General features: G+C 61.9%; 27 protein-coding genes. 21 read left to right on the top strand and 6 right to left on the bottom strand.

The genetic code is table 11. The features are described from left to right. Positions 1 to 11: 11 nt before the first annotated feature. From RHSP_RS30220 to RHSP_RS30200, 5 genes are all read right to left on the bottom strand, one after another. A complete protein-coding gene (locus RHSP_RS30220) occupies positions 12 to 1649 on the bottom strand; it encodes an ABC transporter ATP-binding protein (protein WP_004128036.1) in 1638 nt (545 codons plus the stop codon). Then, positions 1646 to 2800 (bottom strand): ABC transporter permease, encoded by a 1155-nt coding sequence (locus RHSP_RS30215; protein WP_004128033.1) that lies wholly within the window; start codon positions 2798 to 2800, stop codon positions 1646 to 1648. Before RHSP_RS30215 ends, RHSP_RS30220 begins: the two co-directional genes overlap by 4 nt. Further along, a complete protein-coding gene (locus RHSP_RS30210; RefSeq protein WP_004128030.1) occupies positions 2800 to 3891 on the bottom strand; it encodes a microcin C ABC transporter permease YejB in 1092 nt (363 codons plus the stop codon). Before RHSP_RS30210 ends, RHSP_RS30215 begins: the two co-directional genes overlap by 1 nt. A 171-nt stretch (positions 3892 to 4062) precedes the next feature. After that, positions 4063 to 5901, bottom strand: a complete 1839-nt coding sequence (locus RHSP_RS30205; protein ID WP_004128027.1) for an extracellular solute-binding protein — start codon at positions 5899 to 5901, stop codon at positions 4063 to 4065. A gap of 109 nt (positions 5902 to 6010) precedes the next feature. Further along, positions 6011 to 6646, bottom strand: a complete 636-nt coding sequence (locus RHSP_RS30200) for a TetR/AcrR family transcriptional regulator (protein ID WP_004128024.1) — start codon at positions 6644 to 6646, stop codon at positions 6011 to 6013. Positions 6647 to 6679: 33 nt separating this feature from the next. Here RHSP_RS30200 and RHSP_RS30195 point away from each other — a divergent pair, with 33 nt between their 5' ends. From RHSP_RS30195 to RHSP_RS30155, 9 genes are all read left to right on the top strand, one after another. Then, positions 6680 to 7249, top strand: coding sequence for an isochorismatase family protein (locus tag RHSP_RS30195; protein WP_004128021.1), 570 nt, complete (start codon positions 6680 to 6682; stop codon positions 7247 to 7249). Positions 7250 to 7392: 143 nt separating this feature from the next. Further along, positions 7393 to 8427, top strand: coding sequence for a penicillin-insensitive murein endopeptidase (mepA, locus tag RHSP_RS30190; RefSeq protein WP_004128017.1), 1035 nt, complete (start codon positions 7393 to 7395; stop codon positions 8425 to 8427). 100 nt (positions 8428 to 8527) lie between these two features. Beyond that, positions 8528 to 8908: a methylglyoxal synthase gene (locus RHSP_RS30185; protein ID WP_004128006.1), complete on the top strand. Its 381-nt coding sequence runs from the start codon at positions 8528 to 8530 to the stop codon at positions 8906 to 8908. 34 nt (positions 8909 to 8942) lie between these two features. Next, positions 8943 to 9965 (top strand): glucokinase, encoded by a 1023-nt coding sequence (locus RHSP_RS30180; RefSeq protein WP_037155368.1) that lies wholly within the window; start codon positions 8943 to 8945, stop codon positions 9963 to 9965. Positions 9966 to 10294: 329 nt separating this feature from the next. Further along, on the top strand, positions 10295 to 12034 hold the full coding sequence (locus RHSP_RS30175; protein ID WP_420820113.1) for an ABC transporter ATP-binding protein: 1740 nt from the start codon (positions 10295 to 10297) through the stop codon (positions 12032 to 12034). 15 nt (positions 12035 to 12049) lie between these two features. After that, positions 12050 to 12874 carry a 4-hydroxy-tetrahydrodipicolinate reductase gene (gene dapB, locus RHSP_RS30170; protein WP_004127998.1) on the top strand — a complete coding sequence of 275 codons (825 nt, stop codon included), beginning with the start codon at positions 12050 to 12052 and terminating at the stop codon, positions 12872 to 12874. A gap of 121 nt (positions 12875 to 12995) precedes the next feature. Beyond that, positions 12996 to 13631 (top strand): 2,3-bisphosphoglycerate-dependent phosphoglycerate mutase, encoded by a 636-nt coding sequence (locus tag RHSP_RS30165; protein WP_004127995.1) that lies wholly within the window; start codon positions 12996 to 12998, stop codon positions 13629 to 13631. Between the two features lie 142 nt (positions 13632 to 13773). Further along, positions 13774 to 14025, top strand: a complete 252-nt coding sequence (locus RHSP_RS34965) for a hypothetical protein (protein ID WP_476705487.1) — start codon at positions 13774 to 13776, stop codon at positions 14023 to 14025. Next, complete coding sequence (locus RHSP_RS30155) at positions 14022 to 14306, top strand: type II toxin-antitoxin system RelE/ParE family toxin (RefSeq protein WP_037155361.1); 285 nt, start codon at positions 14022 to 14024, stop codon at positions 14304 to 14306. Before RHSP_RS34965 ends, RHSP_RS30155 begins: the two co-directional genes overlap by 4 nt. 35 nt (positions 14307 to 14341) lie before the next feature. Here the strand turns inward: RHSP_RS30155 and phnF are convergent, their stop codons facing one another. Beyond that, positions 14342 to 15076, bottom strand: coding sequence for a phosphonate metabolism transcriptional regulator PhnF (phnF, locus tag RHSP_RS30150; protein WP_004127986.1), 735 nt, complete (start codon positions 15074 to 15076; stop codon positions 14342 to 14344). Between the two features lie 101 nt (positions 15077 to 15177). Between phnF and phnG the strand changes: the two genes are divergently transcribed. The 12 genes from phnG to phnE (RHSP_RS30090) all read left to right on the top strand — a co-directional run bounded on the left by phnG (position 15178) and on the right by phnE (RHSP_RS30090) (position 25514). Then, on the top strand, positions 15178 to 15654 hold the full coding sequence (gene phnG, locus RHSP_RS30145) for a phosphonate C-P lyase system protein PhnG (RefSeq protein ID WP_004127982.1): 477 nt from the start codon (positions 15178 to 15180) through the stop codon (positions 15652 to 15654). Then, entirely contained in the window at positions 15654 to 16280 is a 627-nt protein-coding gene (gene phnH, locus RHSP_RS30140; RefSeq protein WP_004127979.1) for a phosphonate C-P lyase system protein PhnH, read from the top strand. The genes phnG and phnH overlap by 1 nt, the downstream gene beginning before the upstream one ends. Before the next feature lie 3 nt (positions 16281 to 16283). Continuing rightward, complete coding sequence (locus RHSP_RS30135) at positions 16284 to 17393, top strand: carbon-phosphorus lyase complex subunit (protein ID WP_004127976.1); 1110 nt, start codon at positions 16284 to 16286, stop codon at positions 17391 to 17393. Continuing rightward, positions 17390 to 18286 carry an alpha-D-ribose 1-methylphosphonate 5-phosphate C-P-lyase PhnJ gene (locus RHSP_RS30130; protein ID WP_004127973.1) on the top strand — a complete coding sequence of 299 codons (897 nt, stop codon included), beginning with the start codon at positions 17390 to 17392 and terminating at the stop codon, positions 18284 to 18286. Before RHSP_RS30135 ends, RHSP_RS30130 begins: the two co-directional genes overlap by 4 nt. Next, on the top strand, positions 18283 to 19059 hold the full coding sequence (gene phnK, locus RHSP_RS30125; protein WP_037155357.1) for a phosphonate C-P lyase system protein PhnK: 777 nt from the start codon (positions 18283 to 18285) through the stop codon (positions 19057 to 19059). Before RHSP_RS30130 ends, phnK begins: the two co-directional genes overlap by 4 nt. Before the next feature lie 9 nt (positions 19060 to 19068). Next, positions 19069 to 19776 (top strand): phosphonate C-P lyase system protein PhnL, encoded by a 708-nt coding sequence (gene phnL, locus RHSP_RS30120; RefSeq protein ID WP_037155354.1) that lies wholly within the window; start codon positions 19069 to 19071, stop codon positions 19774 to 19776. After that, positions 19773 to 20390 carry a DapH/DapD/GlmU-related protein gene (locus tag RHSP_RS30115; protein WP_037155351.1) on the top strand — a complete coding sequence of 206 codons (618 nt, stop codon included), beginning with the start codon at positions 19773 to 19775 and terminating at the stop codon, positions 20388 to 20390. The genes phnL and RHSP_RS30115 overlap by 4 nt, the downstream gene beginning before the upstream one ends. Before the next feature lie 93 nt (positions 20391 to 20483). After that, complete coding sequence (locus RHSP_RS30110) at positions 20484 to 21038, top strand: pyridoxamine 5'-phosphate oxidase family protein (protein ID WP_037155348.1); 555 nt, start codon at positions 20484 to 20486, stop codon at positions 21036 to 21038. Between the two features lie 220 nt (positions 21039 to 21258). Next, on the top strand, positions 21259 to 22113 hold the full coding sequence (phnC, locus tag RHSP_RS30105) for a phosphonate ABC transporter ATP-binding protein (RefSeq protein ID WP_004127966.1): 855 nt from the start codon (positions 21259 to 21261) through the stop codon (positions 22111 to 22113). 93 nt (positions 22114 to 22206) lie between these two features. Beyond that, positions 22207 to 23112 (top strand): phosphonate ABC transporter substrate-binding protein, encoded by a 906-nt coding sequence (gene phnD / locus RHSP_RS30100; protein ID WP_004127963.1) that lies wholly within the window; start codon positions 22207 to 22209, stop codon positions 23110 to 23112. A gap of 66 nt (positions 23113 to 23178) precedes the next feature. Continuing rightward, entirely contained in the window at positions 23179 to 24159 is a 981-nt protein-coding gene (gene phnE, locus RHSP_RS30095) for a phosphonate ABC transporter, permease protein PhnE (protein ID WP_004127960.1), read from the top strand. Positions 24160 to 24167: 8 nt separating this feature from the next. After that, positions 24168 to 25514, top strand: a complete 1347-nt coding sequence (gene phnE / locus RHSP_RS30090; RefSeq protein ID WP_004127957.1) for a phosphonate ABC transporter, permease protein PhnE — start codon at positions 24168 to 24170, stop codon at positions 25512 to 25514. The last annotated feature ends 62 nt before the right edge of the window (positions 25515 to 25576 follow it).

The following is a 25576-nucleotide window of genomic DNA, read 5'->3' as shown; positions in this document are numbered from 1 at the left end:
GGCTGAAGTCTTTACTGTTTGATGGCGGCGGTTGGCACCGCTTCGATGTTGAATGCGGCGGCAAGAAGCGCCTTGGTGTAATCTTCCTGCGGCGCACGGAAAATATCGGCCGAGGCACCCTGCTCCACCACCTTGCCGAAGCGCATGACGATCAGCTCGTTGGCAAGCGCCTTGACCACCTTCAGGTCGTGGCTGATGAAGAGATAGGCGAGATCGTGCTTCTTCTGCAGATCGCGCAGCAAATCCACAACCTGCGCCTGCACGCTCATGTCGAGCGCCGAGGTCGGCTCGTCGAGCATGACGAAACGCGGCTTCAGCACCATGGCGCGGGCAATGGCGATGCGCTGACGCTGGCCGCCGGAGAATTCGTGCGGGAAGCGCCAACGAGTGGAGGGATCGAGGCCGACCTCCTCCAGCGCCCAGCAGACGCGCTTGTCGCGCTCATCGGCCGAAAGCGAGCGCTCATGCACCTTGAGCCCCTCGGCAATGATCTCGCCGACCGACATGCGCGGGCTGAGCGACCCGTAGGGGTCCTGGAAGACCACCTGCAGCTGGTTGCGGAGCGGCCGCATCTCGCGGAACGAATAGCCGGCTATATCCTTGCCGACGAAGCTGATGCGCCCCCGGGAGGAAATGAGCCGGGCGAGCGCCAGCCCAAGCGTCGTCTTGCCCGAGCCGGATTCGCCGACAACGCCGAGCGTCTGGCCCGCTCTCAGTTTCAAATCGATGCCGTCGACGGCCTTTACGTGATCGACGACCTTGCGCATGAAGCCGGCCTTGATCGGGAACCAGACGCGAATATCGCTGCCTTCCATGACGACGGGCTTGCCGTTATCGCTGGTCGGCGGCTCGCCGCGCGGCTCGGCGGCCAGCAGATGGCGGGTATAGTCATGCTGCGGCCGGGTGAAGACGTCTTCCACCGTGCCCGTCTCGACGATGCGGCCCTTGGTCATCACGCAGACGCGGTCGGCGAATTTGCGGACAATGCCGAGGTCATGGGTGATGAACAGCATCGACATGCCGTGCGCACCCTTGAGCTCGCGCAGGAGTTCGAGGATCTGGGCCTGCACGGTCACGTCGAGCGCCGTCGTCGGCTCGTCGGCGATCAGGAGCTCGGGGCGGTTGGCAAGCGCCATGGCGATCATCACGCGCTGGCGCTGGCCGCCGGACAGTTCATGCGGATAGGCCTTGAGGCGCTTTTCCGGTTCGCGGATGCCGACCTGGTTCAGCAGCTCCAGCGTTCGGTTGCGGGCAGCCTCGCCCACCATGCCCTGATGCAGCGCGAGGATTTCGCTGATCTGCCGCTCGATCGAGTGGAGCGGATTGAGCGAGGTCATCGGCTCCTGGAAGATCATCGTAATGTCGTTGCCGCGCACGGCGCGCAGCTCGCTATCCGATGCCTTCAACATATCCTTGCCCTTGAACAGGATTTCGCCGGAAGGGTGGCTCGCGGCCGGATAGGGCAAAAGCTTCAGGATCGAATTGGCCGAGACCGACTTGCCGGAGCCGGATTCCCCGACCAGCGCCACGACCTCGCCCCTATGGATATCAAAGGAAACACCGTCGACGGCGATCGAGGTCTGCCCGCCCTGATGAAAGGCGACCGACAGATTGCGGACGGACAAAAGCGGAGTGGCGTTTTCGCTCATTGGAACGTCTTCCTCGGATCGAAGGCATCGCGCACGGCCTCACCGATGAAAATCAGCAGCGACAGCATGATCGACATGGTGAAGAAGGCCGAAAGCCCCAGCCAGGGAGCCTGCAGGTTGGATTTGCCCTGGGCGATCATTTCCCCCAGCGACGGCGAGCCGGGCGGCATGCCGAAGCCTAAGAAATCCAGCGAGGTCAGCGTAGAGATCGAGCCCGACAGAATGAAGGGAACGAAGGTCAAGGTCGCGACCATCGCATTCGGCAGCAGGTGACGGTACATGATTGTGCGGTTGTTGACGCCGAGCGCGCGGGCAGCGCGCACATATTCGAAATTGCGCGCCCGCAGGAATTCGGCGCGCACGACGCCGACAAGGCCTACCCAGGAAAACAAGAGCAATATGCCGAGCAGGATGAAGAAGCCGGGCGGCAGGACCGAGGCGATGATCAGCAGGATGTAGAGCACCGGCATGGACGACCAGATTTCGATGAAACGCTGCATCAGAAGATCCGTCCATCCGCCGAAATAGCCCTGTATCGCGCCGGCGCAGACGCCGACCACGGCCGAGCAGATGGTGAGCGCCAAGCCGAACAGCACCGAGATGCGGAAGCCGTAGATCAGGCGGGCGAGCACGTCGCGCGCCTGGTCATCGGTGCCGAGCCAGTTGAAATTGCTCCAGTTGCAATTCGGGTCGGTGGTGCCGGCCGCATAGCCTGTGCAGCGCTTTTCCTTGCTCACCGCCCAGAAGGGCGGAGTCGGTGCCGACATTCCCGTAGGCAGGTTGGAATTGGCGGTCTGATAGGAATAGTGGATCGGCGGCCAGATCATCCAGCCATTGGCATTGATCTCGTCCTGGATATCCTGGGCGCGATAATCCGTCTGCGCCAGGAAGCCGCCGAACTTCTCTTCCGGGTAGTCGACGAAGATCGGCGCCAGGATCTCGCCCTTGTAGGACATGAGGATGGGCCGGTCGTTGACGATGAACTCGGCGCCGAGGCTAAGGACGAACAGGACAAGGAAGATCCAGAGAGACCAAAATCCCCGGCGATTTGCCTTGAAATTCTCCCAGCGACGCACATTGGTCGGCGAGAACAGGCCCTTGCGCGGCGGCTTTACGACCGGCTGGGAAGCCGGATGGCTGGCTGCGTCCATCACACGTCCCTCCGCTCGAAGTCGATGCGCGGATCGATCCAGGTGTAGATCAGGTCGGAAATGAGGCTGACGACGAGGCCAAGCAGCGAGAAGATGAACAGCGTCGCAAAGACAACCGGATAGTCGCGCTGGACGACGGAGAGATAGCTCAGGCGGCCAAGGCCATCGAGCGAGAAGATGTTCTCGATCAAAAGCGAGCCGGTGAAGAAGGCGTGAATGAAAGCGCCGGGAAAGCCGGCGATGACGATGAGCATAGCGTTACGGAAGACATGGCCATAAAGCACGCGCCGTTCGGAAAGACCCTTGGCGCGGGCGGTGATGACATATTGCTTCTTGATCTCTTCGATGAAGGAATTCTTGGTGAGCAGCGTCGTGGTGGCGAAGGCTGCGAGCGACAGCGAAATCAGCGGCAGCACCAGATGCCAGAGATAATCGAGGATCTTCCGCCACCAACTGAGATCGGCGAAATTATCCGAGACGAGGCCGCGCAGCGGGAACCAGTCAAAGAAGGAGCCGCCGGCAAACAGCACGATCAGCATGATGCCGAACAGGAAGCTCGGGACGGCATAGCCGATGATGATGATGCCGGACGTCCAGACGTCGAAGGTCGATCCGTCCTGCACCGCCTTGCGGATGCCGAGCGGAATGGAGATCGTGTAGGAAAAGAGCAGGATCCAGACGCCAAGCGAAATCGACACGGGCAGCTTCTGACCGATCAGGTCGATGACCGTCGTGTTGCGGAAGAAGCTCTCGCCGAAATCGAAGCGGATATAGTTCCACATCATCCGGCCGAAGCGCTCGAGCGGCGGCTTGTCGAAGCCGAACTGCTTGTCGAGCTTAGCGATCAGCTCGGGATCGAGCCCCTGTGCGCCGCGATATTTCGAGTTGCTGTCGTTGAAAGCCTGCTGTGCCGCCATGTCGGTGCCGCCCGACAGGCGGTTGCTGGCATTGTCGCCCTGCCCGGTCAGCTGCGCGATGACCTGCTCGACCGGACCGCCCGGCGCAAACTGCACGATGGTGAAGGAAATAGCCATGATGCCGACGATGGTCGGGATCATCAGCAGGAGACGTCGCAGGATGTAGGCGCCCATCAGTCCGCCGCTCCCTCGAAGAGCGGCATATTCCGCTTCGCCTCAATCCGTCTGTCGATCAAATCACATTCCCTTCCGCCGGATGCAGACCGGCGCAGTCATATCAGCTTGAAACTATCCGAATCAGCCTTGAGCATTTGGAGGCACCAGGCCGCTTATTGCAAGAGAGGCTCACTTTCCGGCGCTTTTCGACCACCAGACCTCGGGAAAGCCGATGGAATAATAGGGCAGTTCGGACAGATGTTCGAACTTGTCCCAATAGGCAATCCTGGTCGTCGTCCCATAGAACATCGGGAGCACATAGTGGTGGGCGAGCAGCACGCGGTCGAGCGCCTTGACCGTCGCCTCCTTCTCCGCCACGTCTTTCGCGAAGATCACCTTCTCGATGAGGGAGTCGATGCCGGGATCTGCTATGCCGGCATAGTTGCGGGATCCCTGGCGATCGGCGGAAGTGGAGCCCCAATAGTCGGCCTGCTCGTTGCCGGGATTGAGCGTCTCTCCCCAGACGACCCAGATCATGTCGTAGTCAAAGCTGCGAATGCGGTTGATGTATTGCGACGTATCGACCGTTCGGATGCTGGCGTCGATACCGATGCGCTTCAGGTTCTGGATGTAGGGCAGCACCGACCTTTCCTGCGAGGCGCTGCCGAGCAGAAGCTCCACCGTAAACGGCTGGCCGGTCTGCGCATTCACCATCTTGTTGCCCTTGAGGACCCAGCCCGCGTCCTTGAACAGGGCGATCGCCTTGCGGAAATTGTCGCGCGCCTTCTGCGGGTCGCCGCCGACGGGATTGGCAAAGGGGGTGGTGAAGACCCCGGCCGGCACCTTGTCCTTGATGCTGTTCAGAACGTCGAGCTCCTGGCCCTGTGGCAGGCCGGAAGAGGCGAATTTGGTGCCGAAGAAGAAGCTGTCGACACGCGTCAACTTCCCGAAGGAAAGGGTCCGGTTCAGCTCCTCGAAATCATAGACGTAGCTCAACGCCTCGCGGACGCGCTGGTCCTTGAACCGTTCGCGTCGCATATTGGGGACGAGCGCCTGCATGATGCCGACCGAGCGCAACGAGTTGGGAAGTTCCTCGCGCTTGATGCGACCATCCTTGGCGGCCGGAAAATCATAAGCCGTTACCCAATGGCTCGTCGAATTATCCTGCCAGTAATCGATAGCGCCGCTACGAAACGCCTCAAAGGCAACGTCGTTGTCGGAAAAATAGACATAGTTCATCGCGCCGAAATTGTTCTGGCCGACATTGACAGGCAGGTTCTTGCCCCAATAATCGTCGCGCAGCTCGTAGCGGATCGAAGCACCCGGCTGGACGGAGCTGATCTTGTAAGGACCGGACCCCATGAGCGGCTCGAGCGTCGTGCGCGAGATATCGCGCGGCTTGCCGTCAGGCCCGTTCGCTTCCCACCAGTGTTTCGGCAGGACGGTAAGCTGGCCAAGGATCGAAGGCAGCTCGCGATTGCCCTTTTCATCGAAATGGAACGTGACGTCGCGATCGCCGGTCTTTTCGGCCTTCACGACATGGGCGTAGTAGCTTGTCGCCAGCGGATTGAGCTCTTTGGTTTTCTCGAAGCTGAAGATGACATCCTCGGGCGTTACGGGCGTTCCGTCTGCCCACTTCGCCTCGGCACGTAGCCGGAAGACGGCGCTCGAAACGTCATCCGGGTAGGAAACGCCCTCGGCAAGCAGACCATAGGAGGAATTGGTCTCGTCATCGGCCTTCTTCAGCAGCGTGTCAAAGATCAGCGCTGTCCCTTCGGCGGGATTGCCCTTGTAGAGCACCGGATTGAGGGTATCGAAGGTGCCGTTGCTCGACAGTTTCACTTCGCCGCCCTTCGGCGCGTCGGGATTGACGTAATCGAAATGCTTGAAGCCGGGCTGGTATTTGAGATCGCCGAGAATGGCCGTGCCGATGCGGAATTGCGGCTCCTCGGCTTTCGAGGATACCGGCATTGCCAGCAGGCAAATAAGAGAAGCGACCAAGCCTGCTTTCAACCGCGACAACGCCATTCATGATCTCCCGATGATTTCTGGAGAATCAGCATAAGGCAAATGAGGGCAAAAAGCAGGACGCAATAGCTCGCCTCTCCGGAAAGACGTCGGAGAACGATTTCGGAAATCAGCCTGCTGCCGCGGCCTCTTCCAGTCGCTTGCGCAGCATCAGCCGCAATTCGCCCACGACGCGGCGGTCCTCGGCAGCGTCCGGTTCGCTGCTGACAACGACGGTGATGCGCAGGAGCTCGAGCACGATGCCCGACATCAATCCGATATCATCCGATATCGGCGGCTGCGCCTGCCGCAGGACGTTGGCGATCAGCTCCTTCAGCTCCGCACGCGAGCGCGCCTTGCGTTCCTTGGGAATATCGCGGCGTCCGGCAAGCACCGCAAATTCCGGATATTCCTCGATGAAGATACCGAGAGCATCGAAGATCGCTTCACCGCTATCGGCAGCGGAAAGGTCGGCGCTCCGCTCCGCCATGTCCCGCAGCCCGGCCTTCAGCCGCTCCAGGCGATCGATATGCAGCGCTTCGGCGAGCAAAGGCTTGGTCGGAAAGAACTGGTAGAGCGAGCCGATGGAAGAATGAGCCTCGACCGCAATCTCGGTCATCGTTGCCGCATCGTAGCCTTTCCGCGCGAACACCCTCGCCGCCGCTTCCAAGAGGATGACGACGCGATCATGGCCGCGCTGCCGCTTCGGCGTACGCGTCTTCAATTCTTCACTTGATTTTTGTGAGGTTGTCCTCATATTTTCCATTGTGAGGATACCCTCATATTTTTGGAGCCCCAGATGCCACTCTACGATCCCAAGACCACTGCCCTCGTTTCCATCGACCTGCAAGGCCTCGTTCTCAGCCGGCCGCTCGCGCCCTACCCTGCCCAGCAGATCATCGCCAATACGGTCGCCATCGCAAATAGACTGAAGGCCGATGGCGGGACGACCGTTTTCGTAACGGTCGGATTTTCCTCAGACTATGCCGACGCTGTCAATCAGCCGACCGACGAAACCTTCACGCTTCCCCCCGGAGGTTTGCCGGCTGCCGCACTGGAGGCTCCGGCCGAGATGGCGGCGCTGACGCCGGATGTCGCTATCGTCAAACGCCAGTGGAGCGCCTTTTACGGCACCGAACTCGATCTGCAGCTGCGCCGCCGCGGCATCAAGACGCTGATCCTGACCGGCGTCGCCACCAATTTCGGCGTGGAATCGACGGTGCGCGATGCCTACGCGGCAAATTATGCCGTGATCGTCGCGGAAGATGCCGTCGCCACCTTTTCGCAGGAAATGCAGGATTTCGCCTGCACCAAGGTGCTGCCGCGCCTGTCGCGCATCCGCAAGACGGCGGAAATTCTGGCCAACTGATCCGCCCGGAGCCACGATCGATCGAGGAAAAGGAGTTCGCTTGTCGGCCTCTAGAGATTGCTGCGGATTAACTTCCATCTTTTTTCAGGATAGTCTCGCCGCAAATCACTTCGGCTGATGCCGACCGCCTTTCAAGGATATGCATGGCTTCACTTCTGGTTCGCTCCCTTCGAACAATCGGCAAATTCTCTCTCGCGACGGTGATCGGGATGGGTCTTGTCGCCGGCGATACGCTGGCACAGCAGGCCGCACCTTCACCCGGGAGCGCCAAGGCGGTCTTCGGGGCGGTAACGCTGCCGACGCAGGGATCGCCGCAATCGCTGGGCTTTTATGCCAAGGGTTGCCTTGCCGGCGCGGTTGCGCTGCCCGCCGACGGCCCGACATGGCAGGCGATGCGCCTGTCGCGCAATCGCCGCTGGGGAAGGCCCGAGATGATCGGCCTGCTGGAACGCCTGTCGCGCGATGCGGCGAAGAACGACGGCTGGCCGGGCCTGCTCGTCGGCGACATCTCGCAGCCGCGCGGCGGCCCGATGGCCAACGGCCATGCGTCGCATCAGATCGGCCTCGACGCCGACGTTTGGCTGACGCCGATGCCCCGACACAAGATGACGGCTGAAGAGCGTGAGGCCCTGCCCTTCACGACGATGCTGGCCAAGGACAAGTTCCTGACGATCAACGATAAGGTGTGGACGCCGGCGCATGCCCGCCTGCTGATGCGGGCGGCCAGCTACCCCGAGGTCGAACGTATCTTCGTCAATCCGGCGATCAAGAAGAGGATGTGCGAGGCTTGGACGGGCGACCGCACCAATCTCGGCAAGCTGCGGCCGGAATATGGGCATGACTCGCATTTCCATATCCGCATCCGCTGCCCTGCCGGTTCGGCCGGCTGCACGGGGCAGGCACCGGTCACCGCCGGCGATGGCTGCGACAAGACGCTCGCCTGGTGGTTTGGGCCTGAGCCGTGGGCCAAGCCGAAGCCCAGCACGAAACCGCCCCAAAAGCCGCGCGAGGTCATGGTCTCCGATTTGCCGAAGGCCTGCCAGGCCGTGCTGGCGGCACCGCCGGTTGCTTCCGCCCGCGCCGCCACCTTCGGCGCCAAGACTGCCGATGCGACGGCGGAAACCGACGCGATGCCCGTCTCCGGCAATACGCCGCCCGGGCAAATCCCGCAGCAGTGAGGTCAGGACTATCCCCGCCGGGGGTAGTCTTTCAAAAGACACGTCCTTGGTATAGAAGGCGAATAAATCGATTGAAAGCACTGGTTGGAGCAGGAATTTCATGGCCGGCAGCAAATGCATCGCGCTGATCGCGCATGATCAGAAAAAGGACGCGATGGCGGAATTTGCCCGGCGCAATCAGGCGGCACTTGCCGATTGGCATGTAGTCGCGACCGGCACCACCGGCGGCCGCGTGCTCGATGCCTGCCCCGATCTCAAAGTCACCCGATTGAAAAGCGGGCCGCTCGGCGGCGACCAGCAGATCGGCGCACTCATCGCCACCGGCGAAATCGACATGCTCATCTTCTTCATCGATCCGCTCACCCCCATGCCGCACGATGTCGACGTGAAGGCGTTGACGCGGCTTGCCGTTCTCTACGACATTCCGATGGCGCTCAACGAATCCACTGCCGAGCGGCTGATCAAAACACTGAACCATTAATCCGCCTTGCCGGCGGCAGATCACGGACCTGGCCATGCCCGAGCTCAATCACAGCGATGCCCCTCAGCCTTTTCCCATCCTGATCGGCGATATCGGCGGCACCAACGCCCGCTTCTCGATCCTTGCCGACGCGAATTCAGAGCAGGTGCATTTTCCCGTCGTGCAGACGGCGAATTTCGAGACGATCGACGACGCGATCAAGCTGACGCTCGAAAAGAGCAAGCTGCAGCCGCGCTCGGCGATCCTTGCCATGGCAGGCCCCGTGCAGGGCGACGAGATTCCGCTCACCAATTGCGACTGGGTGATCCGCCCGAAGACGATGATCGCCAATCTCGGTATCGAGGACGTGCTTATCATCAACGACTTCGAAGCACAGGCGCTGGCGATCGCCGAGGTTGCCGACGACCATCGCGAAAGCATCGGCGAGACCTCGGAAAACGAGACCGCTTCGCGCGCCGTGCTCGGGCCAGGCACCGGGCTTGGCGTAGCCGGCCTGATCCATACCCAGCATCAGTGGATACCTGTGCCGGGCGAAGGCGGCCATATCGATCTTGGACCGCGCAGCGAGCGCGACCTGCAGATCTGGCCGCATCTCGAAACCATCGAGGGCCGGATCTCGGCCGAACAGGTCATTTGCGGCCGTGGTCTGCAGAACCTCTATCACGCCATCTGCAAGGCCGACGGTATCGAGCCGAGCCTCAAAGAGCCGGCCGACATCACCACCCACGCGCTTGCCGGCACCGACAAGCAGGCCGAGGAGACGCTGACGCTCTTCGTCACCTATCTCGGCCGCGTCGCCGGCGACATCGCCCTGATCTTCATGGCGCGCGGCGGCGTCTATCTCTCCGGCGGCATCTCGCAGAAGATCCTGCCGGCGCTGCAGAAGCCGGAATTCCGCGACGCCTTCGAAGACAAGGCGCCGCATACCGAAATGATGAAGACCATTCCGACGCATGTGGTGACGCATCCGCTGGCCGCCCTGTCGGGCCTTGCCAGCTATGCCCGCAAGCCGGCAAGCTTTGGTCTTGCAACAGAGGGCCGCCGCTGGCGGCGCTGAGCTAACCGGAATGGCGGCCAATCCTTCGGGGAAAGGCTGCCGATCGGTTCGGCAAGTGGCGGCCTTGGAATTGGTTTCAGGGACGTTCGCAACAAGGGGGAGGAGCTCGACATCTTTGAGAACGGACCTGCTTCCCCTATAATGATCGTGGCTCCAGGCATGGCTCTTAACCAGCACGGCAAGCCATCTCTAGCCAAAGTCGCCCCAACTCTTTATAGAGCCGCGAAAGCATGTGCCTTAGGCGGCTCGCTTGGTTTGAGACAGGAAGCCGATTTTTGAAATCGCCCGATACCCAAAAAAACAACGTCGACAGCGAAGCCATTACCGGCATGCTGAAACGCATTATCGCTGAAAACGGCCGCGATCATGTATGGGGCTACGCTATCGCGATCACTTGTCTGATCCTGGTGGCACTATCGACGGCCTACATCGCCTATATTATGAAGTGGGTCATCGACAAGGCCTTCGTCGATCGCAATCTCATCGATGCCTGGCTGATTTGCGGGAGCATCTTTGCTGTTTTCGTGGCGCGCGGTTTCGCCGGGTATTTTCAGTCGGTCATTCTCAGCAAGATCGGCAACAACATCATCGCCCGCTATCAGCGACGGATCTACAGTCACTTGATGACTTTGTCGGTCGGCTTCTTCAGCGAAGCCCGTTCCGCGCAGCTTGCGGCCCAGATCAGCCAGAACGTCTCGGGCATCCGCGACGTCATGAACCTGACGATCACCTCGACGGCGCGCGACCTGCTGACCTTCGTATCGCTGGTCGGTGTCATGATCTTCCAGGATCCGGTGCTGAGCATCGCCTTCGTCGTCATTGCGCCACCGCTCTTCCTCGCGCTCCGTTATATCTCGAAACGCCTGCGCTCCGCGACGCGTGAAGCGGTCGTCCTGAACAGCCATGTGCTGGGCGCGATGCAGGAGACGATCCAGGGCATTTCCATCGTCAAGGCCTTCACGATGGAAAACGAGCTGGAGAGCAAGATCAACAAACTCATCACCGCGGCCGAGCACCGGCAGAACCGTATCGCCCGCCTGTCGGAGCGCAACGGTCCGCTGATGGAAAGCGTCGCCGGCTTCGTGATCGCCAGCCTCTTTGCCTATGCCGCCTATCGATCGATCTACGACAGCGTGTCGCCTGGCGTGTTCTTCTCCTTCGCCACGTCGCTGCTGCTTGCCTATGATCCGGCACGCCGCCTCGCCAAGCTGCAGGTGCAGCTGGAGCGCGCCGTCGTCAACGCACGGATGATCTATGAACTGCTCGACATGGAGCCGCGCCAGCGCGATCTGCCCGATGCCAAGCCGCTCGTCGTCACGCAGGCCCGCATCGAATTCCGCGGCGTCGGCTTCGCCTACGGCAACGACGCCGTTCTGGACGATGTGAGCTTCGTTGCCGAAGGCGGGCAGACGACGGCGCTCGTCGGCCCTTCCGGCGCCGGCAAGTCCACCGTCATCAATCTCATTCCGCGCTTCCACGACCCGAAAGAAGGCAGCATCTTCATCGACGGGCAGGACATCCGCCACATTACCAAGCAGTCGCTGCGTCAACACCTCGCCTATGTCTCGCAGCAGCCCTATCTCTTCGAAGGCACGATCCGCGACAATATCCGTTATGGCCGGCCGGACGCGACCAATGCCGAGATCGAGGAAGCGGCGCGGCATGCCTACGCCCATGATTTCATCATGGCGCAGCCGCAGGGCTACGATACGCCGGTCGGCGAAAACGGCGTGACGCTTTCCGGCGGCCAACGGCAGCGCCTGTCGATCGCGCGCGCACTAGTACGCAACGCGCCGATCCTACTGCTCGACGAGGCGACCTCGGCGCTTGACACCGAATCGGAAGCAGCCGTGCAGAAGGCGCTGGACGAAGCCATGAGCGGCCGCACCGTCGTCGTCATCGCGCATCGCCTGTCGACGGTCGTGCGCGCGGAAAAGATCGTCGTCATGCAGAACGGCCGCGTCGTCGAAGAGGGCAACCACGAGACGCTTGCGGAGGCCGACAATGGCCTCTACGCTCGCCTCAACAACCTCCAGCGGCCGGCCGCTTCCGGCAATTCCCGCAAATAAGACGATAGAGACGATATGAGCGACGATGCGATGAAGCTGGTGGTGGTTGGCGCGGCGGGCCGCATGGGGCAGGCTCTGATCCGTCTCATCCACGCCACGGAAGGTGTAACTCTGCATGCGGCGGTCGCGCGTCCTGGCTCCGCCTTCATCGGCAAGGATGCCGGCGAGATCGCCGGGCTGGGGCCGATCGACGTTCCCGTGACCGACGATCCGCTCGCCGCCTTCCTTCATGCCGAAGGCGTCATCGATTTCACGACGCCGGCAACCAGCGTCACTTTTGCCGGCCTCGCCGCCCAGGCGCGCATCGTCCACATCATCGGCACGACGGGATGCTCGGACGAGGATGAAGTCAAGTTCAAGGCGGCAGCGCGCCATGCCCGCATCGTCAAATCGGGCAATATGGGCCTCGGCATCAACCTGTTGAGCGTGCTCGTCGAGCAGGCCGCGCGTGCGCTCCCCTTCAACGAGTGGGACATCGAGGTGCTGGAGATGCATCATCGCCACAAAGTCGATGCGCCTTCGGGCACCGCGCTTCTGCTCGGCAAGGCCGCAGCGAAGGGACGCGGCGTCGATCTCAACGACAATTCCATACGCGTGCGCGACGGCCACACCGGCCCGCGCCCGGCCGGCACGATCGGCTTTGCGACCTTGCGCGGCGGCGGCGTGGTCGGCGACCACTCGGTCATCTTCGCCAGCGAGAGCGAGCGGCTGACCCTATCCCACAGCGCCGGCGACCGTTCGCTGTTTGCGCGGGGCGCGCTGCAGGCCGCACTCTGGGCGCGCGACAAGAAACCCGGCTTCTATTCCATGCTCGACGTACTCGGGCTGTCAACACGCTGATCCGATCCTGGAGCGGGTCGGCACGGAACCGCCGATCAGCTCCGAGCTTTTATTGTCTCGCAATTCCTGACGGAAAGCCGCTACGCACTCTTCCTGGAATTGCTCTATCAAGGAGAAAATTATGAGCGGTACTCTCGTTCTCGTTCGCCACGGGCAGAGCGACTGGAATTTGAAGAATCTCTTTACCGGCTGGAAGGATCCCGATCTGACCGCGCTCGGCGTCGAAGAAGCCAAGACCGGCGGCAAGGCTCTGGCCGATTATGGCATCAAATACGATATCGCCTTCACCTCGGCGCTGACGCGCGCCCAGCACACGCTGAAGATCATCCTCGATGAAATCGGCCAGCCCGGCCTCGAAACCATCAAGGATCAGGCGCTGAACGAGCGCGACTACGGCGATCTCTCCGGCCTCAACAAGGATGACGCCCGCGCCAAGTGGGGCGAAGAGCAGGTTCACATCTGGCGCCGCTCCTACGACGTTCCGCCGCCCGGCGGCGAAAGCCTGCGCGACACCGGCGCCCGCGTCTGGCCCTATTACCTGACGGAAATCCTGCCGCGCGTGCTCGCCGGCCAGAACGTGCTCGTCGCCGCCCACGGCAACTCGCTGCGTTCGCTCGTGATGGTTCTCGATCGGCTGAGCAAGGCGCAGATCCTGGAGCTCAACCTCGCGACCGGCGTGCCAATGGTCTACAAGCTCAAGGCCGATTCCACCGTCGCCTCGAAGGAAGTCCTCGGCGACATGTCCGGCGCGCATTGAGCGCTGAAAGACAAGCCACCCCTCGCCCTCCCGAATGGGTGAGGGGTGGAAAATACGGCAGCATGTGTTACATTGCACTGCATATGCAACACATGGACTGGATATGACGGACGCCACATTTACTTTTCGGGTTGAGGAAGACTTGAAGGCCGCCTTCAGCGAGGCCGCAAAGGCGCATGATCAAACCGGAGCGCAATTGCTTCGAGGTTTCATGCGCGACTATGTGAAACGCCAGCAAGACGCTGCTGAATATGACGCATGGTTTCGCCAGCAGGTTCAAGCCGGTCTTGCGTCCGCCAATGCCGGAAATCTCATCCCCGCCGACGATGTCGAAGCGGAATTCGCTGCCTTGCGAGAAGAAACTCGCCGCAGGCTAAGCGGAAAACCTTCGTGAAGCTTGCTTGGACTCCGGAAGCGAGAGCTGACCGACGCGTGATCTATACCTACATCGAGGCGGATAATGCCTCTGCTGCACTCGCGCTTGATGAACTTTTCGCCAAGCGGTCAACACAGCTCATTACCCATCCGATGACGGGCCGGCCGGGCCGGGTATCGGGGACGCGTGAACTCGTCGTACACAAAAACTATTTGCTGGTTTACGATCTCGCAGGAGAGACGGTGCGAATAATCCGCATTCTTCACGCAGCACAGCAATGGCCACCGAACGATGCATAGCCCGTCTCTTTGCTTTGATCCAAAGAGCTTCGATCTCAATTCTCGACGGTAAAACGCACTCTGTCGGCGGCGAAGCGGGAAATCGAATATTGTACCGGAACATTGTCGAGATCGGTGTTTAGCGCCTGCGTGATCAGGACAATGGCCCCCGGCGATAGCTGCAGATCGGCGAGATCGCCCTCATCGGCATGGGTTGCGGTGATCTCGGTGACGACGCGCACATAATCCGGCACGCCAAGCTCCTTGAATGCCTTGGTGATCGATCCGGTCGCCCGGTAGACATCGGCAATGCCCCCGAAGCGGTCGGCTGGGAACCAGCTGGTTGCGCGCGATACCGGGCGGTGATCCGCTTGGCCGAGCGTTTCAAGGCGCACAAGCCGCGTCCCCGTATTGATCTTGAGCTGCCGGGCCAATTCCACACTCGCGGCTTCTTCGCTTGCGGCAAGGAGCACGCTGCGGGTCTCGCGCACCTGATCGCCGATCCCCTGCGAAAATCGCGTCCGCTTCGAAATCGGAAAACTCAGGCGTTCCTTGCGCTCGATCAACGTACCGCGCCCTTGTACCGCCCGGACGATCCCCTCCTGTGCCAGCGCGCCGAGCGCGCTGCGGATGGTATGCCGGTTGACGCCGAACTGCAGTGCCAGCATCGTTTCCGGCGGCACCATGCCCGTCTCATCGAAATCGCCATGATTGATCGACGTGCGAATCCGGTCGGCGATTTGCCGCCAGAGCGCCACGCCGGTCTGCCTCTGAATCTTCTGCCCTGCCATGATGCCCACTCGCCCTGTCACACGCTTGTCACGACTCACTAATAGTTATAATCCTATCTTGTATGGTTGTCTATATCAATAGACATTTGAAGGAAGGCGCGATGAATTCAGCACAAAGGCAGGAAGCGGCTGCGCACGAGCGTCGGGAGCGCAAGCGCGTCGCCGATCTTCTGGCGCAGGCAGAGCGCGACGAGCTAGAGGCAGCGTGGGAGGCATTACCAAGCAAGCCGGCGGTACAGCCGGTGCGCGGACCGGAAACCGGGCTCGTGATGGTGCGCGGCCGCATCGGCGGCGGTGGCTCGCCCTTCAATCTCGGCGAGGTCACGGTGACGCGTGCTACCGTCCGGCTGGCATCCGGCACGATCGGCCACGCGCATGCGCTCGGCACGGATCGCGAAAAGGCCCGCCTCTCGGCCATTTTCGACGCCCTCTGGCAGCAATCGGCCACCAAGGAATTCGTCGAGAAGGCGATACTGCAGCCGGTTACCGAGCGCATCGCCGACTATGATCGCAAGCGCGCCGAAGAAACGGCGGCGACCCGCGTCGATTTTTTCACCATGGTTCGCGGAGAAGACTGATGAGCTTGTTCAGTACCCCAACCTTCGGAAACGAAGCCCTGACCGGCGGTTTCAGCGACCCGGTCTTCGATGCACAGAGCGTCTTCAAGATGACCATGGACGCCATGGCGCGTCCGGGTGCCCTGCAGACCGTCAGCGCCGATATCGCACCGCCGGTGCCGCTCGGAATCGCTGCCGGCGCCATCGGTCTGACCCTTTGCGACCATGACACGCCGGTGTGGCTGTCCACCGGTCTGGCAAGATCGGGCCTGCAGGAATGGCTCGCCTTCCACACCGGGGCACCCGTTATCTCGGAGAGGCTGGAGGCGCATTTCGCCTTCGTCGAGGCCGGCATGGCGCTTTCCTCCTTCAGCCAGTTCGGCATCGGCACCCAGGAATATCCCGACCGCTCGACGACCATCGTACTGGAAATCCAAAGTCTGGAAGGCGGCAAGCAACTGGCGCTTTCCGGCCCCGGCATCAAGGATGTGACCATGATCGCCCCGGTCGGGCTGCCGGATGCGCTGCTGCGCATCTGGAACGACAATCGCGCGCTCTTCCCGCGCGGCGTCGATCTCATCCTGACGGCGGGCCGGCAATTCCTCTGCCTGCCGCGCACCACCAAGATCACCGCGACGGAGATGTGACATATGTATGTTGCCGTTAAGGGTGGCGAAGCAGCCATCGCCAATGCCCACCGGCTGCTGGCCGACCGTCGCCGCGGCGACCGTTCGCTGCCGGCGCTGGCCATAGACCAGATCGTCGAACAGCTCGCGCTCGGCGTCGATCGCGTCATGGCCGAAGCCTCGCTTTATGACCGAACGCTGGCGGCGCTTGCCGTCCGTCAGGCACGCGGCGACATGATCGAAGCCATCTTCCTGCTGCGCGCCTATCGCACGACGCTGCCGCGCTTCGGCTATTCCCGGCCGCTCGACACCGCTGGGATGAAGATCGAACGCCGCATCTCCGCGACCTACAAGGATCTGCCAGGCGGCCAGCTTCTCGGCCCGACCTTCGACTATACGCATCGCCTGCTCGACCCGAGCCTTTTGACGGACGAGGAAGTGGACGAGCCGATGCAGCGGCCAGCCGAAGAAGGTCGCGTCATGCGCGTTTCCGAAATCCTCAGCCAGGAAGGCCTGATCGAGGGCGACGGCACCCTGCCGGTCGATCACGAAATCGGCGACCTCACGCGGGAGCCGATGGAATTCCCGATGACCCGCGATCTTCGCCTGCAGGCGCTCGCGCGCGGCGACGAAGGCTTCCTGCTGGCGCTCGGCTATTCGACCCAGCGCGGCTACGGCCGCAACCACCCCTTCACCGGCGAAATCCGTATCGGCGAAGTGGAGGTCGAATTCGATGTGCCGGAACTCGGCTTTGCCGTCGCGCTCGGCCGCGTCCAGGTGACCGAATGCCAGATGGTCAACCAGTTCAAGGGTTCGGCCAAGGCACCCCCGCAATTCACCCGCGGCTACGGCCTGGTCTTCGGCCAGAGCGAACGCAAGGCCATGGCGATGTCGCTGGTCGACCGCGCGCTGCGCGCCGAAGAGCTCGGCGAAGACGTCGTTGCGCCGGCTCAGGATGAGGAATTCGTCATCTCCCATTCCGACAACGTGCAGGCAACCGGCTTCGTCGAACATCTGAAACTGCCGCACTATGTCGACTTCCAGGCCGAGCTCGACCTGGTGCGGCGCATGCGCCGCGATTTCGAGGCCGCTCGCGAACGCGGCATGGATCCCATGACGGAGGCAGCCGAATGACCGAACTCGCCACCTACAACTTCGCCTATCTCGACGAACAGACCAAGCGGATGATCCGCCGCGCCATCCTGAAGGCTATCGCCATTCCCGGCTATCAGGTGCCTTTCGCTTCCCGCGAAATGCCGATGCCTTACGGCTGGGGCACTGGCGGCGTGCAGCTGACGGCGGCCATCATCGGCCCGGAAGATGTGCTGAAGGTCATCGACCAGGGCGCCGACGACACGACCAACGCCGTCTCCATCCGCGCCTTCTTCCAGAAGGTCGCCAATGTCGCGGTGACCACCCGAACGGAAGAGGCGACCATCATCCAGACGCGCCACCGCATCCCGGAAGCCAAGCTCGGCCCGAACCAGGTGCTCGTCTACCAGGTGCCGATCCCGGAGCCCTTACGCTTCCTGGAACCGCGCGAGACCGAGACGCGCAAGATGCATGCACTCGAGGAATATGGCCTCATGCATGTGAAACTCTATGAGGATATCGCCCGCAACGGCCGCATCGCCACGACCTATGCCTATCCGGTCAAGGTCGCGGGCCGCTACGTCATGGATCCCTCGCCGACGCCGAAGTTCGACAATCCGAAAATGCACCTCTCCGACGCGCTGCAGCTTTTCGGCGCCGGCCGTGAAAAGCGCATCTATGCCGTGCCGCCCTACACACAGGTCGTCAGCCTGGATTTCGAGGATCATCCCTTCGAAGTGCAGCGCTTCGACAAGCCGTGCGCGCTCTGCGGCGCTGAGCAGGTCTATCTCGACGAAGTGATCCTCGACGACAAGGGCGGGCGCATGTTCGTCTGCTCCGACACCGACTTCTGCGAAGACCGCCGTGCCCATGGCCATGCCGGAACGATGCTGGCATCCGACGGGCTGCCTGGTGGCAAGGAGGCTGCCGAATGAGTGACTCACCTCTTCTCAAGGTCAAGGATATCTCGAAGTTCTACGGCAGCCGTATCGGGTGCAGGGACGTGTCCTTCGAGCTTTGGCCCGGCGAAGTGCTGGCCATCGTCGGCGAATCCGGCTCCGGCAAGACGACGCTGCTCAACTGCATTTCGACGCGATTGCTGCCGACGACAGGCAGCGTCGAATATCATATGCGCGACGAGACCTATCGTGACCTCTTCCGCATGAACGAGGCCGAGCGCCGGTTCCTGATGCGGACCGACTGGGGCTTCGTGCATCAGAACCCGGCCGACGGCTTGCGCATGACGGTTTCGGCCGGCGCCAATGTCGGCGAGCGGCTGATGGCGATCGGCAACCGCCACTACGGCAACATCCGCAACACGGCCATCGACTGGCTGGAGCGGGTGGAAATCGACGCCGACCGCATCGACGATCAGCCGCGCGCCTTCTCCGGCGGCATGCGCCAGCGCCTGCAGATCGCCCGCAATCTGGTGACCGGCCCCCGCCTTGTCTTCATGGACGAGCCGACCGGCGGTCTCGACGTTTCCGTGCAGGCCCGCCTGCTCGACCTCGTTCGCGGCCTCGTCAACGATCTCGGCCTTTCGGCGATCATCGTCACGCACGACCTCGCCGTTGCCCGCCTCCTGTCGCACCGCATGATGGTGATGAAGGACGGACAGGTGATCGAGCATGGTCTCACCGACCGTGTGCTCGACGATCCGCGCGAACCCTATACGCAACTGCTCGTCTCTTCGATCCTGCAGGTCTGAGGAAGTATCATGGCAACCCCACTCGTCGTTTCCGAAGTCTTCAAAAGCTTCACCATGCACCTGCGCGACGGCCTGCGCCTGCCTGTCGTCGCCGATGTCTCCTTCTCCGTCGCCGCCGGCGAATGCGTCGTGCTCGGCGGCCCGTCCGGCATCGGCAAGAGCTCGCTCTTGAAAATGATCTACGGCAACTACGCCGTCGACGGCGGCCAGATCCTCGTCACGCATAAGGGCAGGATCGTCGATCTCGCGACCGCCGACCCGCGCACCGTGCTCGACGTGCGCCGCCAGACCATGGGCTATGTCAGCCAGTTTCTGCGCACCGTGCCGCGCGTTGCCGCCATCGATGTCGTCGCCGAGCCGCTGCTGGCTCGCGGCGTGACCGTGGCCGATGCGCGCGAACGGGCAGCCGAGTTGCTTGCCCAGCTGAATCTGCCACCGGAACTCTGGCAATTGCCGCCCGCCACCTTCTCCGGCGGCGAGCAGCAGCGCGTCAACATTGCGCGCGGCTTCATCACCGACCACGCCATTCTTCTGCTCGACGAGCCCACGGCGTCGCTCGATGCCCGTAACCGGGCCGTCGTCGTCGACATGATCGAGCAGAAGAAGGAAGCCGGCGTCGCCCTTCTCGGCATCTTCCATGACGAAGAGGTGCGCGAGGCCGTCGGCAGCCGCATTCTCGACGTGTCGCAGTTTTCGCCGAGAAAGGCAGCTGCATGAGCCGCAAATTGGGCGAAACGCCCTTCATCAGCCCTTCGGCCAGCGTCAACAACTCGACGCTCGGCCGCTATACCGAAGTCTCCGACCGCTGCCGCATCGACGAGGTCGAGATCGGCGACTATTCCTACATCATGCAGGATGGCGCGGTCTGGTGTGCGACGATCGGCAAGTTCGTCAACATTGCCGCCGCGGTACGCATCAACGCCACCAACCATCCGACATGGCGCGCAACGCTGCATCACTTCACCTATCGCGCCGCCGATTATTGGCCTGATGCCGATATGGAGACGGATTTCTTCACCTGGCGGCGCGACAACCGCGTCTTCATCGGTCATGACGTCTGGATCGGTCACGGCGCCACCATCCTGCCTGGCGTCACGGTCGGCAATGGTGCCGTCATCGGTGCAGGCGCCGTCGTCTCCAAGGATGTGGCCCCCTACACGATCGTCGGCGGCGTTCCGGCCAAGCTGATCCGCGAGCGTTTCACGCCCGAGGTTGGAGCGCGCATGGACAGGCTCGCCTGGTGGGATTGGGATCACGACCGCCTGCGCACGGCGCTCGCAGACTTCCGCGCCCTTTCGGCGGAGGAATTTCTGAATCGCTACGACGCCTGAGAACCGTTTCCGCCCAAACCAAGCTTGCAAGACGTTGACGAGCGATCCAGCTTTCAGACGATCCTTGCAAGGGCGGGATCGGGAGGAGTTTCCATGGCAAAGCAGTTTTCCAGCATCGACGACAGGCTGCGCGATTTCATCGCGCGGCAACACATCTTCTTTACCGCGTCGGCGGCCGCCCGTTCGCGGGTCAATGTTTCGCCGCGCGAAACGCTGTGCCTGCGCATCATCTCCCCGAACACGGCCATCTATCTCGACCGAACCGGCAGCGGCAACGAAACGTCGGCCCATATGAAGGCCGACGGACGGATGACCATCATGCTCTGCGCGATGGAAGGCCCGCCGATGATCCTGCGCCTCTACGGCCACGGCCGGATCATCCATCGGTCATCGCTGGAATATAGCGAATTGCTGCATGAGCACTATGACGGAAACGCGCCGCTCGGCGCGCGGCAAATCGTCTGGCTGGACATCGATCTCGTCCAAACCTCGTGCGGCTTCGGCGTACCGCTCTTCGGCTATGAAGGCGAAAGACAAAGTCTCGACAACTGGGCCAACACAAAGGGACAGGATGGTATTGAGGAGTATTGGCGCGAGAAAAACGTCCTCAGCATGGATGGCTTAGCTACCGGTTTATTTGACGATTGAGCACAACCGAAGCAATCAGTCATTAGCCGTACAGGATCGGGGCGAATTGTAACAGCACTTACATAAAACTGACATTGGAGCTTCATGAAGCGGGACTAATCGGTTGCCTTGTGGTAGGCGCCAGCCCCCTCGAAACTCCTTCGAGACAGAGGCATGCGCCCATTCTTAGCACCGGTACCGCTGATTTTTTGCAGCCCGGCAGCCGCGAAAGGGAAGCACTATGTTCGAACTCAGGAATGTCTCACGCCGGTTTGGCAACAAGCTCGCTGTCGATTCCGTGACTTTGGACATACCGCAGGGGCAGATGGTCGGCGTCATCGGCCGTTCCGGTGCCGGCAAGTCGACGCTGCTGCGCATGATCAACCGCCTGGCCGATCCGAGCTCCGGCTCGATCCATTTCTCCGGTATTGAGGTCTCCAAGCTCAGAGGTCGCGCGCTGCGCAGCTGGCAGCGCGACTGCGCCATGATCTTCCAGCAGTTCAACCTCGTTCCGCGCCTCGACGTGCTGACCAACGTCATGCTCGGCCGGCTCAACCAGCGTTCGACCGTGCTGAGCCTGCTCTCCGTTTTCACCCGCGAGGAGCGCATCGAAGCGATCGCCGCTCTCGAACGCCTCGGCATCGAACAGACGGCCCTGCAGATGGCCGGCACGCTTTCCGGCGGCCAGCAGCAGCGCGTCGCCATCTGCCGCGCCTTGATGCAGCAGCCAAAGATGATGCTGGCCGACGAGCCGATCGCCTCGCTCGACCCGCTGAACGCCAAGATCGTCATGGATGCGCTGCGCGATATCAACGAGCGCGAAGGCATCACCGTCATCACCAACCTGCATACGCTGGATACGGCCCGCAACTATTGCGAACGCATCATCGGCATGGCGGCCGGCCGCGTCGTCTTCGACGGCAAGGCATCCGATCTGACAGCTGCAGCCGTCAAGGAAATCTACGGCACCGACAAGGACGGCGCCGGCATCGACGAGACCATGACGTCGACGGCCATCAACTTCGCCGATCCGGCCGCGCAAGCCGCGGCAACTGAATCTGCCGGCCCGCAACCGCTGGCGCTGGCCGGTCTCTGAGGGAGACGGCCGGGATCGAAAGCCCGCGTCAAGGGCACATTTCTTCTAGACCGAAGGCATCCGGGGACACCGGTTAATCAGGAGACGAACCCAATGTTGAAGAAGACCCTTCTCGCGGCTACGGCGCTTCTCGCGCTCGTTGGCGGCGCCAACGCAGCAGACCTCAAGGAATTCCGCGTCGGCATTCTCGGCGGCGAAAACGAAGCCGACCGCCTGCGCAACTACGCCTGCCTTTCCGACCACCTGAAGAAGGAGTTCGGTTTCGAGAAGGTTTCGCTGTTCCCGGCCGCCGACTATAACGGCGTTATCCAGGGTCTGCTCGGCGGCACGCTCGACTTCGCAGAACTCGGCGCTTCCGGCTACGCAGCCGTCGCCATCAAGGATCCGAAGGCCGTTACCCCGATCCTGACCACGCAGCAGACCGACGGTGCGACCGGCTACTACTCGATCGGCCTCGCTCTGAAGTCCTCCGGCATCAAGACGATCACCGACGCCAAGGGCAAGAAGCTCGGCTACGCCGATCCGGACTCCACCTCGGGCTACCTCGTTCCGCTGACGCAGATTCCGAAGACCACCGGCGCCCCGAACGACAAGTTCTTCGCTTCGACCCAGTTCAACGGCGGCCATGAGAACAACCTGCTCGCCGCTTACGACGGCAAGGTCGACGTTGCTGTCGACGACTCCTCGGGCATCGGCGATTTCAAGGACGGCTTCACCTCCGGCACCTTCCGCAAGGCTGTCGACAAGGGCACCGTCGACCCGAACAAGCTGGTCGAAGTATGGCGTTCGCCGCTGATCCCGAACGGCCCGCTCGTCGTTCGCAACGCTCTCGGCACCGAATGGCAGACCAAGCTGGCAGACTTCTTCATGAAGCTTCCGACGACCGACGCCAAGTGCTTCAACGCTGTCGAAGGCGGCGACTTCAAGGGCTACATCAAGGTAACCCCCGACTTCTACAACGCCGTTATCGACGTTCGTAAGGCTGCCATCGGCGGCTGATCCATATTGCGATAACTGGGCGGCCGGCAACGGCCGCCCTTTTGCTATTCACAGGGGCAGGATTTCATGACGATCGCCGATACGCACCCGAACATGCAAAGCGCGCCGCAGAGCGCCAAGGAGATCGGCGACGCCTGGAGCAAGATGGTGGCCCGCCGCCGTCTTTATACAGGCATAGGCCTCGTCATCCTGCTTGCCGCCTTCGTCAGCTCCGTCCGCTTCGCCGATGAAAGCAATGCCGGCCATTTCTTCGAGCGCCTGCCGCATCTCTTCGACTTCGTAAGCTGGCTCATTCCCAAGGATTGGGCCGACGTCTACCGCGCGCTCTTCGACCTGCCAAGCCCCAACGGCGCAAACGGCGCCGGTGGCGAGGAATTCAATTTCCCGCTCGGCCGGGTCTATGTCTGGGGCGATTTCTATATCCCCGAATATTTCGAGCTGATGATCATCACGATCAACGTGGCGCTGGTGTCGACCATCATCGGCTTCATCTTCGCAGTGCCTCTCGCCTTCTTTGCCGCGCGCAACCTGTCGCCGTCCCATCCTGTCCGCCTGATAGTCAAGCGCATCATGGAGCTTCTGCGCGCCTTCCCGGAAATCGTCATTGCTGGCCTGTTCTCCGCCATCCTGTCGATCGGCCCGATCGCCGCCATCATCGCCGTCGGCCTTCACACGATCGGCGCGCTCGGCAAGCTGTTCTATGAGGTCGTCGAGAACATCGACATGAAGGCGGACGAAGGCATGCGGGCCGTCGGTGCGAGCTGGACGGAGCGCGTGCGCTTTGCCGCCCTGCCGCAGGTGCTGCCGAACTTCACGTCCTATGCCTTGCTGCGCCTGGAGATCAACGTCCGCGCCTCCACCATCATCGGCGCCGTCGGCGGCGGCGGTATCGGCGAAGAGCTGAAACTTGCGATCTCGCGCGGCTTCGGAGCCAAGACCATGGCGCTGATGCTGCTGCTCTTCGCGACCATCATCGCCGTCGACCAGTTTTCCGCGTGGCTGCGCCGTCGTCTCGTCGGCGAGCACGCCTTCCTTCTGCAGCATTGAGGTTCCCCATGTCCGTCATCGACGCCAGCCGTATGCAGGAAATCGAAGCGCGGTATCCGGAGGTCTTTCACCGATCCTTCCGCCAGCGCTATGGCGCGCTGATGATTTTCATCGGCGTCATCCTCTATGGTATTTACGCAGTGTGGTTCTTCGATCTGCCGAAAGTCCTGTCGGAGGCACGTTGGGAGCGCGTCGGCATCTATCTCAGCCAATGGATCAGCTATGACGTCCAGCCGGAATTCCGCATCTCCGGCGACAAGATCAGCATCAAGTATCCGCGCTTCTCGCCGCTGGGCGACAATCCCAATCCGAACTGGGTCGCGACTGCTCCCGATGGCAGCATCGCCGTTTCGGTCAGCGGCACCAGCCGCATGGTGACGATCACCAAGACGCAGGCGATCCTGACGGCGCATGGCCTCACCATCCCGATCGATATCACCGGCAACACGCCGAAGATCGTCGGCTCGCAGCCTATCCCCAGCTGGATGACGGTCTATGACGACAACATTCTCGCCAATCTAGGCTTTGCCGGCGACGTCAGCATTTCCACCGATCGCGTGAAGATCCGCAAGCGCTTCCTCGGCTGGGCCAATTTCGTCTTCGATACCCACTCGCCCTTCTTCGACAAGCCGGCGAGCGAAGTCATAAGCCTGATCGTCTCCGGGCCGCGGCTCGATCCAGCCCAATCCAATCTCTCGCTCGCCTTCGACAATATCTGGAACAATGGCGCCTGGCAGCACGGCGATGTCTGGACCAAGCTGTTCCAGACCATCGTGATGGCCTTCCTCGGCACGCTGCTGGGTTCGCTCGCCGCCTTCCCGCTCGCCTTCCTCGCTGCCCGCAACATCACGCCGAACCGGCTGCTCAATCAGGTGCTGAAGCGCTTCTTCGATTTCCTGCGCTCGGTCGACATGCTGATCTGGGCGTTGTTCCTGACACGCGCCTTCGGTCCCGGTCCGCTCGCCGGCAGCGGCGCCATCTTCCTCACGGAAACGGGCACGCTCGGCAAGCTCTATTCCGAAGGTCTCGAAAACATCGACAACAAGCCGCGCGAAGGCGTGAAATCCACGGGCTCCCCGCCGATCCTCGTGCAGCGCTACGGCATCGTGCCGCAGATCGTCCCCGTCATCGTCAGCCAGACGCTCTACCAGTGGGAATCGAACGTGCGTGGCGCGACCATCATCGGCGCGGTCGGCGCGGGCGGCATCGGCCTGAAGCTTTGGGAAGCGATGCGCACCAACGCCAACTGGGCGAATGTCGCCTACATGGTGCTGCTGATCCTGATCGTGGTCTTCCTGTTCGACGCCGCATCGAATGCACTGCGCTCGCGCCTGATGGGAACTCGCGTCAGATAAAAGGCCCCGAAGAAAAATCATAGCGCATCATCATTCTGTCACGGGAATCCGGTAGCGCAGGC

This window comes from Rhizobium freirei PRF 81, from assembly GCF_000359745.1.
In the GTDB taxonomy this organism is placed as follows: domain Bacteria; phylum Pseudomonadota; class Alphaproteobacteria; order Rhizobiales; family Rhizobiaceae; genus Rhizobium; species Rhizobium freirei.
Note: the sequence above shows the minus strand (reverse complement) of the source record. Positions and strands in the feature narration are given on the sequence as shown.

What these genes read in the sequence shown, in the direction of transcription:
- RHSP_RS30205 (WP_004128027.1), bottom strand. Translation starts at nt 5,901, where the DNA reads ATGGCGTTGTCGCGGTTGAAAGCAGGCTTGGTCGCTTCTCTTATTTGC.
- phnL (WP_037155354.1), top strand. Translation starts at nt 19,069, where the DNA reads ATGGCAACCCCACTCGTCGTTTCCGAAGTCTTCAAAAGCTTCACCATG.
- phnC (WP_004127966.1), top strand. Translation starts at nt 21,259, where the DNA reads ATGTTCGAACTCAGGAATGTCTCACGCCGGTTTGGCAACAAGCTCGCT.
- phnG (WP_004127982.1), top strand. Translation starts at nt 15,178, where the DNA reads ATGAATTCAGCACAAAGGCAGGAAGCGGCTGCGCACGAGCGTCGGGAG.
- phnE (WP_004127957.1), top strand. Translation starts at nt 24,168, where the DNA reads ATGTCCGTCATCGACGCCAGCCGTATGCAGGAAATCGAAGCGCGGTAT.
- RHSP_RS30165 (WP_004127995.1), top strand. Translation starts at nt 12,996, where the DNA reads ATGAGCGGTACTCTCGTTCTCGTTCGCCACGGGCAGAGCGACTGGAAT.
- mepA (WP_004128017.1), top strand. Translation starts at nt 7,393, where the DNA reads ATGGCTTCACTTCTGGTTCGCTCCCTTCGAACAATCGGCAAATTCTCT.
- phnE (WP_004127960.1), top strand. Translation starts at nt 23,179, where the DNA reads ATGACGATCGCCGATACGCACCCGAACATGCAAAGCGCGCCGCAGAGC.
- RHSP_RS30220 (WP_004128036.1), bottom strand. Translation starts at nt 1,649, where the DNA reads ATGAGCGAAAACGCCACTCCGCTTTTGTCCGTCCGCAATCTGTCGGTC.
- phnF (WP_004127986.1), bottom strand. Translation starts at nt 15,076, where the DNA reads ATGGCAGGGCAGAAGATTCAGAGGCAGACCGGCGTGGCGCTCTGGCGG.
- RHSP_RS30200 (WP_004128024.1), bottom strand. Translation starts at nt 6,646, where the DNA reads ATGGAAAATATGAGGACAACCTCACAAAAATCAAGTGAAGAATTGAAG.
- RHSP_RS30115 (WP_037155351.1), top strand. Translation starts at nt 19,773, where the DNA reads ATGAGCCGCAAATTGGGCGAAACGCCCTTCATCAGCCCTTCGGCCAGC.
- RHSP_RS30185 (WP_004128006.1), top strand. Translation starts at nt 8,528, where the DNA reads ATGGCCGGCAGCAAATGCATCGCGCTGATCGCGCATGATCAGAAAAAG.
- phnH (WP_004127979.1), top strand. Translation starts at nt 15,654, where the DNA reads ATGAGCTTGTTCAGTACCCCAACCTTCGGAAACGAAGCCCTGACCGGC.
- RHSP_RS30195 (WP_004128021.1), top strand. Translation starts at nt 6,680, where the DNA reads ATGCCACTCTACGATCCCAAGACCACTGCCCTCGTTTCCATCGACCTG.
- RHSP_RS30215 (WP_004128033.1), bottom strand. Translation starts at nt 2,800, where the DNA reads ATGGACGCAGCCAGCCATCCGGCTTCCCAGCCGGTCGTAAAGCCGCCG.
- RHSP_RS30130 (WP_004127973.1), top strand. Translation starts at nt 17,390, where the DNA reads ATGACCGAACTCGCCACCTACAACTTCGCCTATCTCGACGAACAGACC.
- RHSP_RS30210 (WP_004128030.1), bottom strand. Translation starts at nt 3,891, where the DNA reads ATGGGCGCCTACATCCTGCGACGTCTCCTGCTGATGATCCCGACCATC.
- RHSP_RS30135 (WP_004127976.1), top strand. Translation starts at nt 16,284, where the DNA reads ATGTATGTTGCCGTTAAGGGTGGCGAAGCAGCCATCGCCAATGCCCAC.
- RHSP_RS30175 (WP_420820113.1), top strand. Translation starts at nt 10,295, where the DNA reads ATGCTGAAACGCATTATCGCTGAAAACGGCCGCGATCATGTATGGGGC.
- RHSP_RS30110 (WP_037155348.1), top strand. Translation starts at nt 20,484, where the DNA reads ATGGCAAAGCAGTTTTCCAGCATCGACGACAGGCTGCGCGATTTCATC.
- dapB (WP_004127998.1), top strand. Translation starts at nt 12,050, where the DNA reads ATGAGCGACGATGCGATGAAGCTGGTGGTGGTTGGCGCGGCGGGCCGC.
- RHSP_RS30180 (WP_037155368.1), top strand. Translation starts at nt 8,943, where the DNA reads ATGCCCGAGCTCAATCACAGCGATGCCCCTCAGCCTTTTCCCATCCTG.
- phnK (WP_037155357.1), top strand. Translation starts at nt 18,283, where the DNA reads ATGAGTGACTCACCTCTTCTCAAGGTCAAGGATATCTCGAAGTTCTAC.
- phnD (WP_004127963.1), top strand. Translation starts at nt 22,207, where the DNA reads ATGTTGAAGAAGACCCTTCTCGCGGCTACGGCGCTTCTCGCGCTCGTT.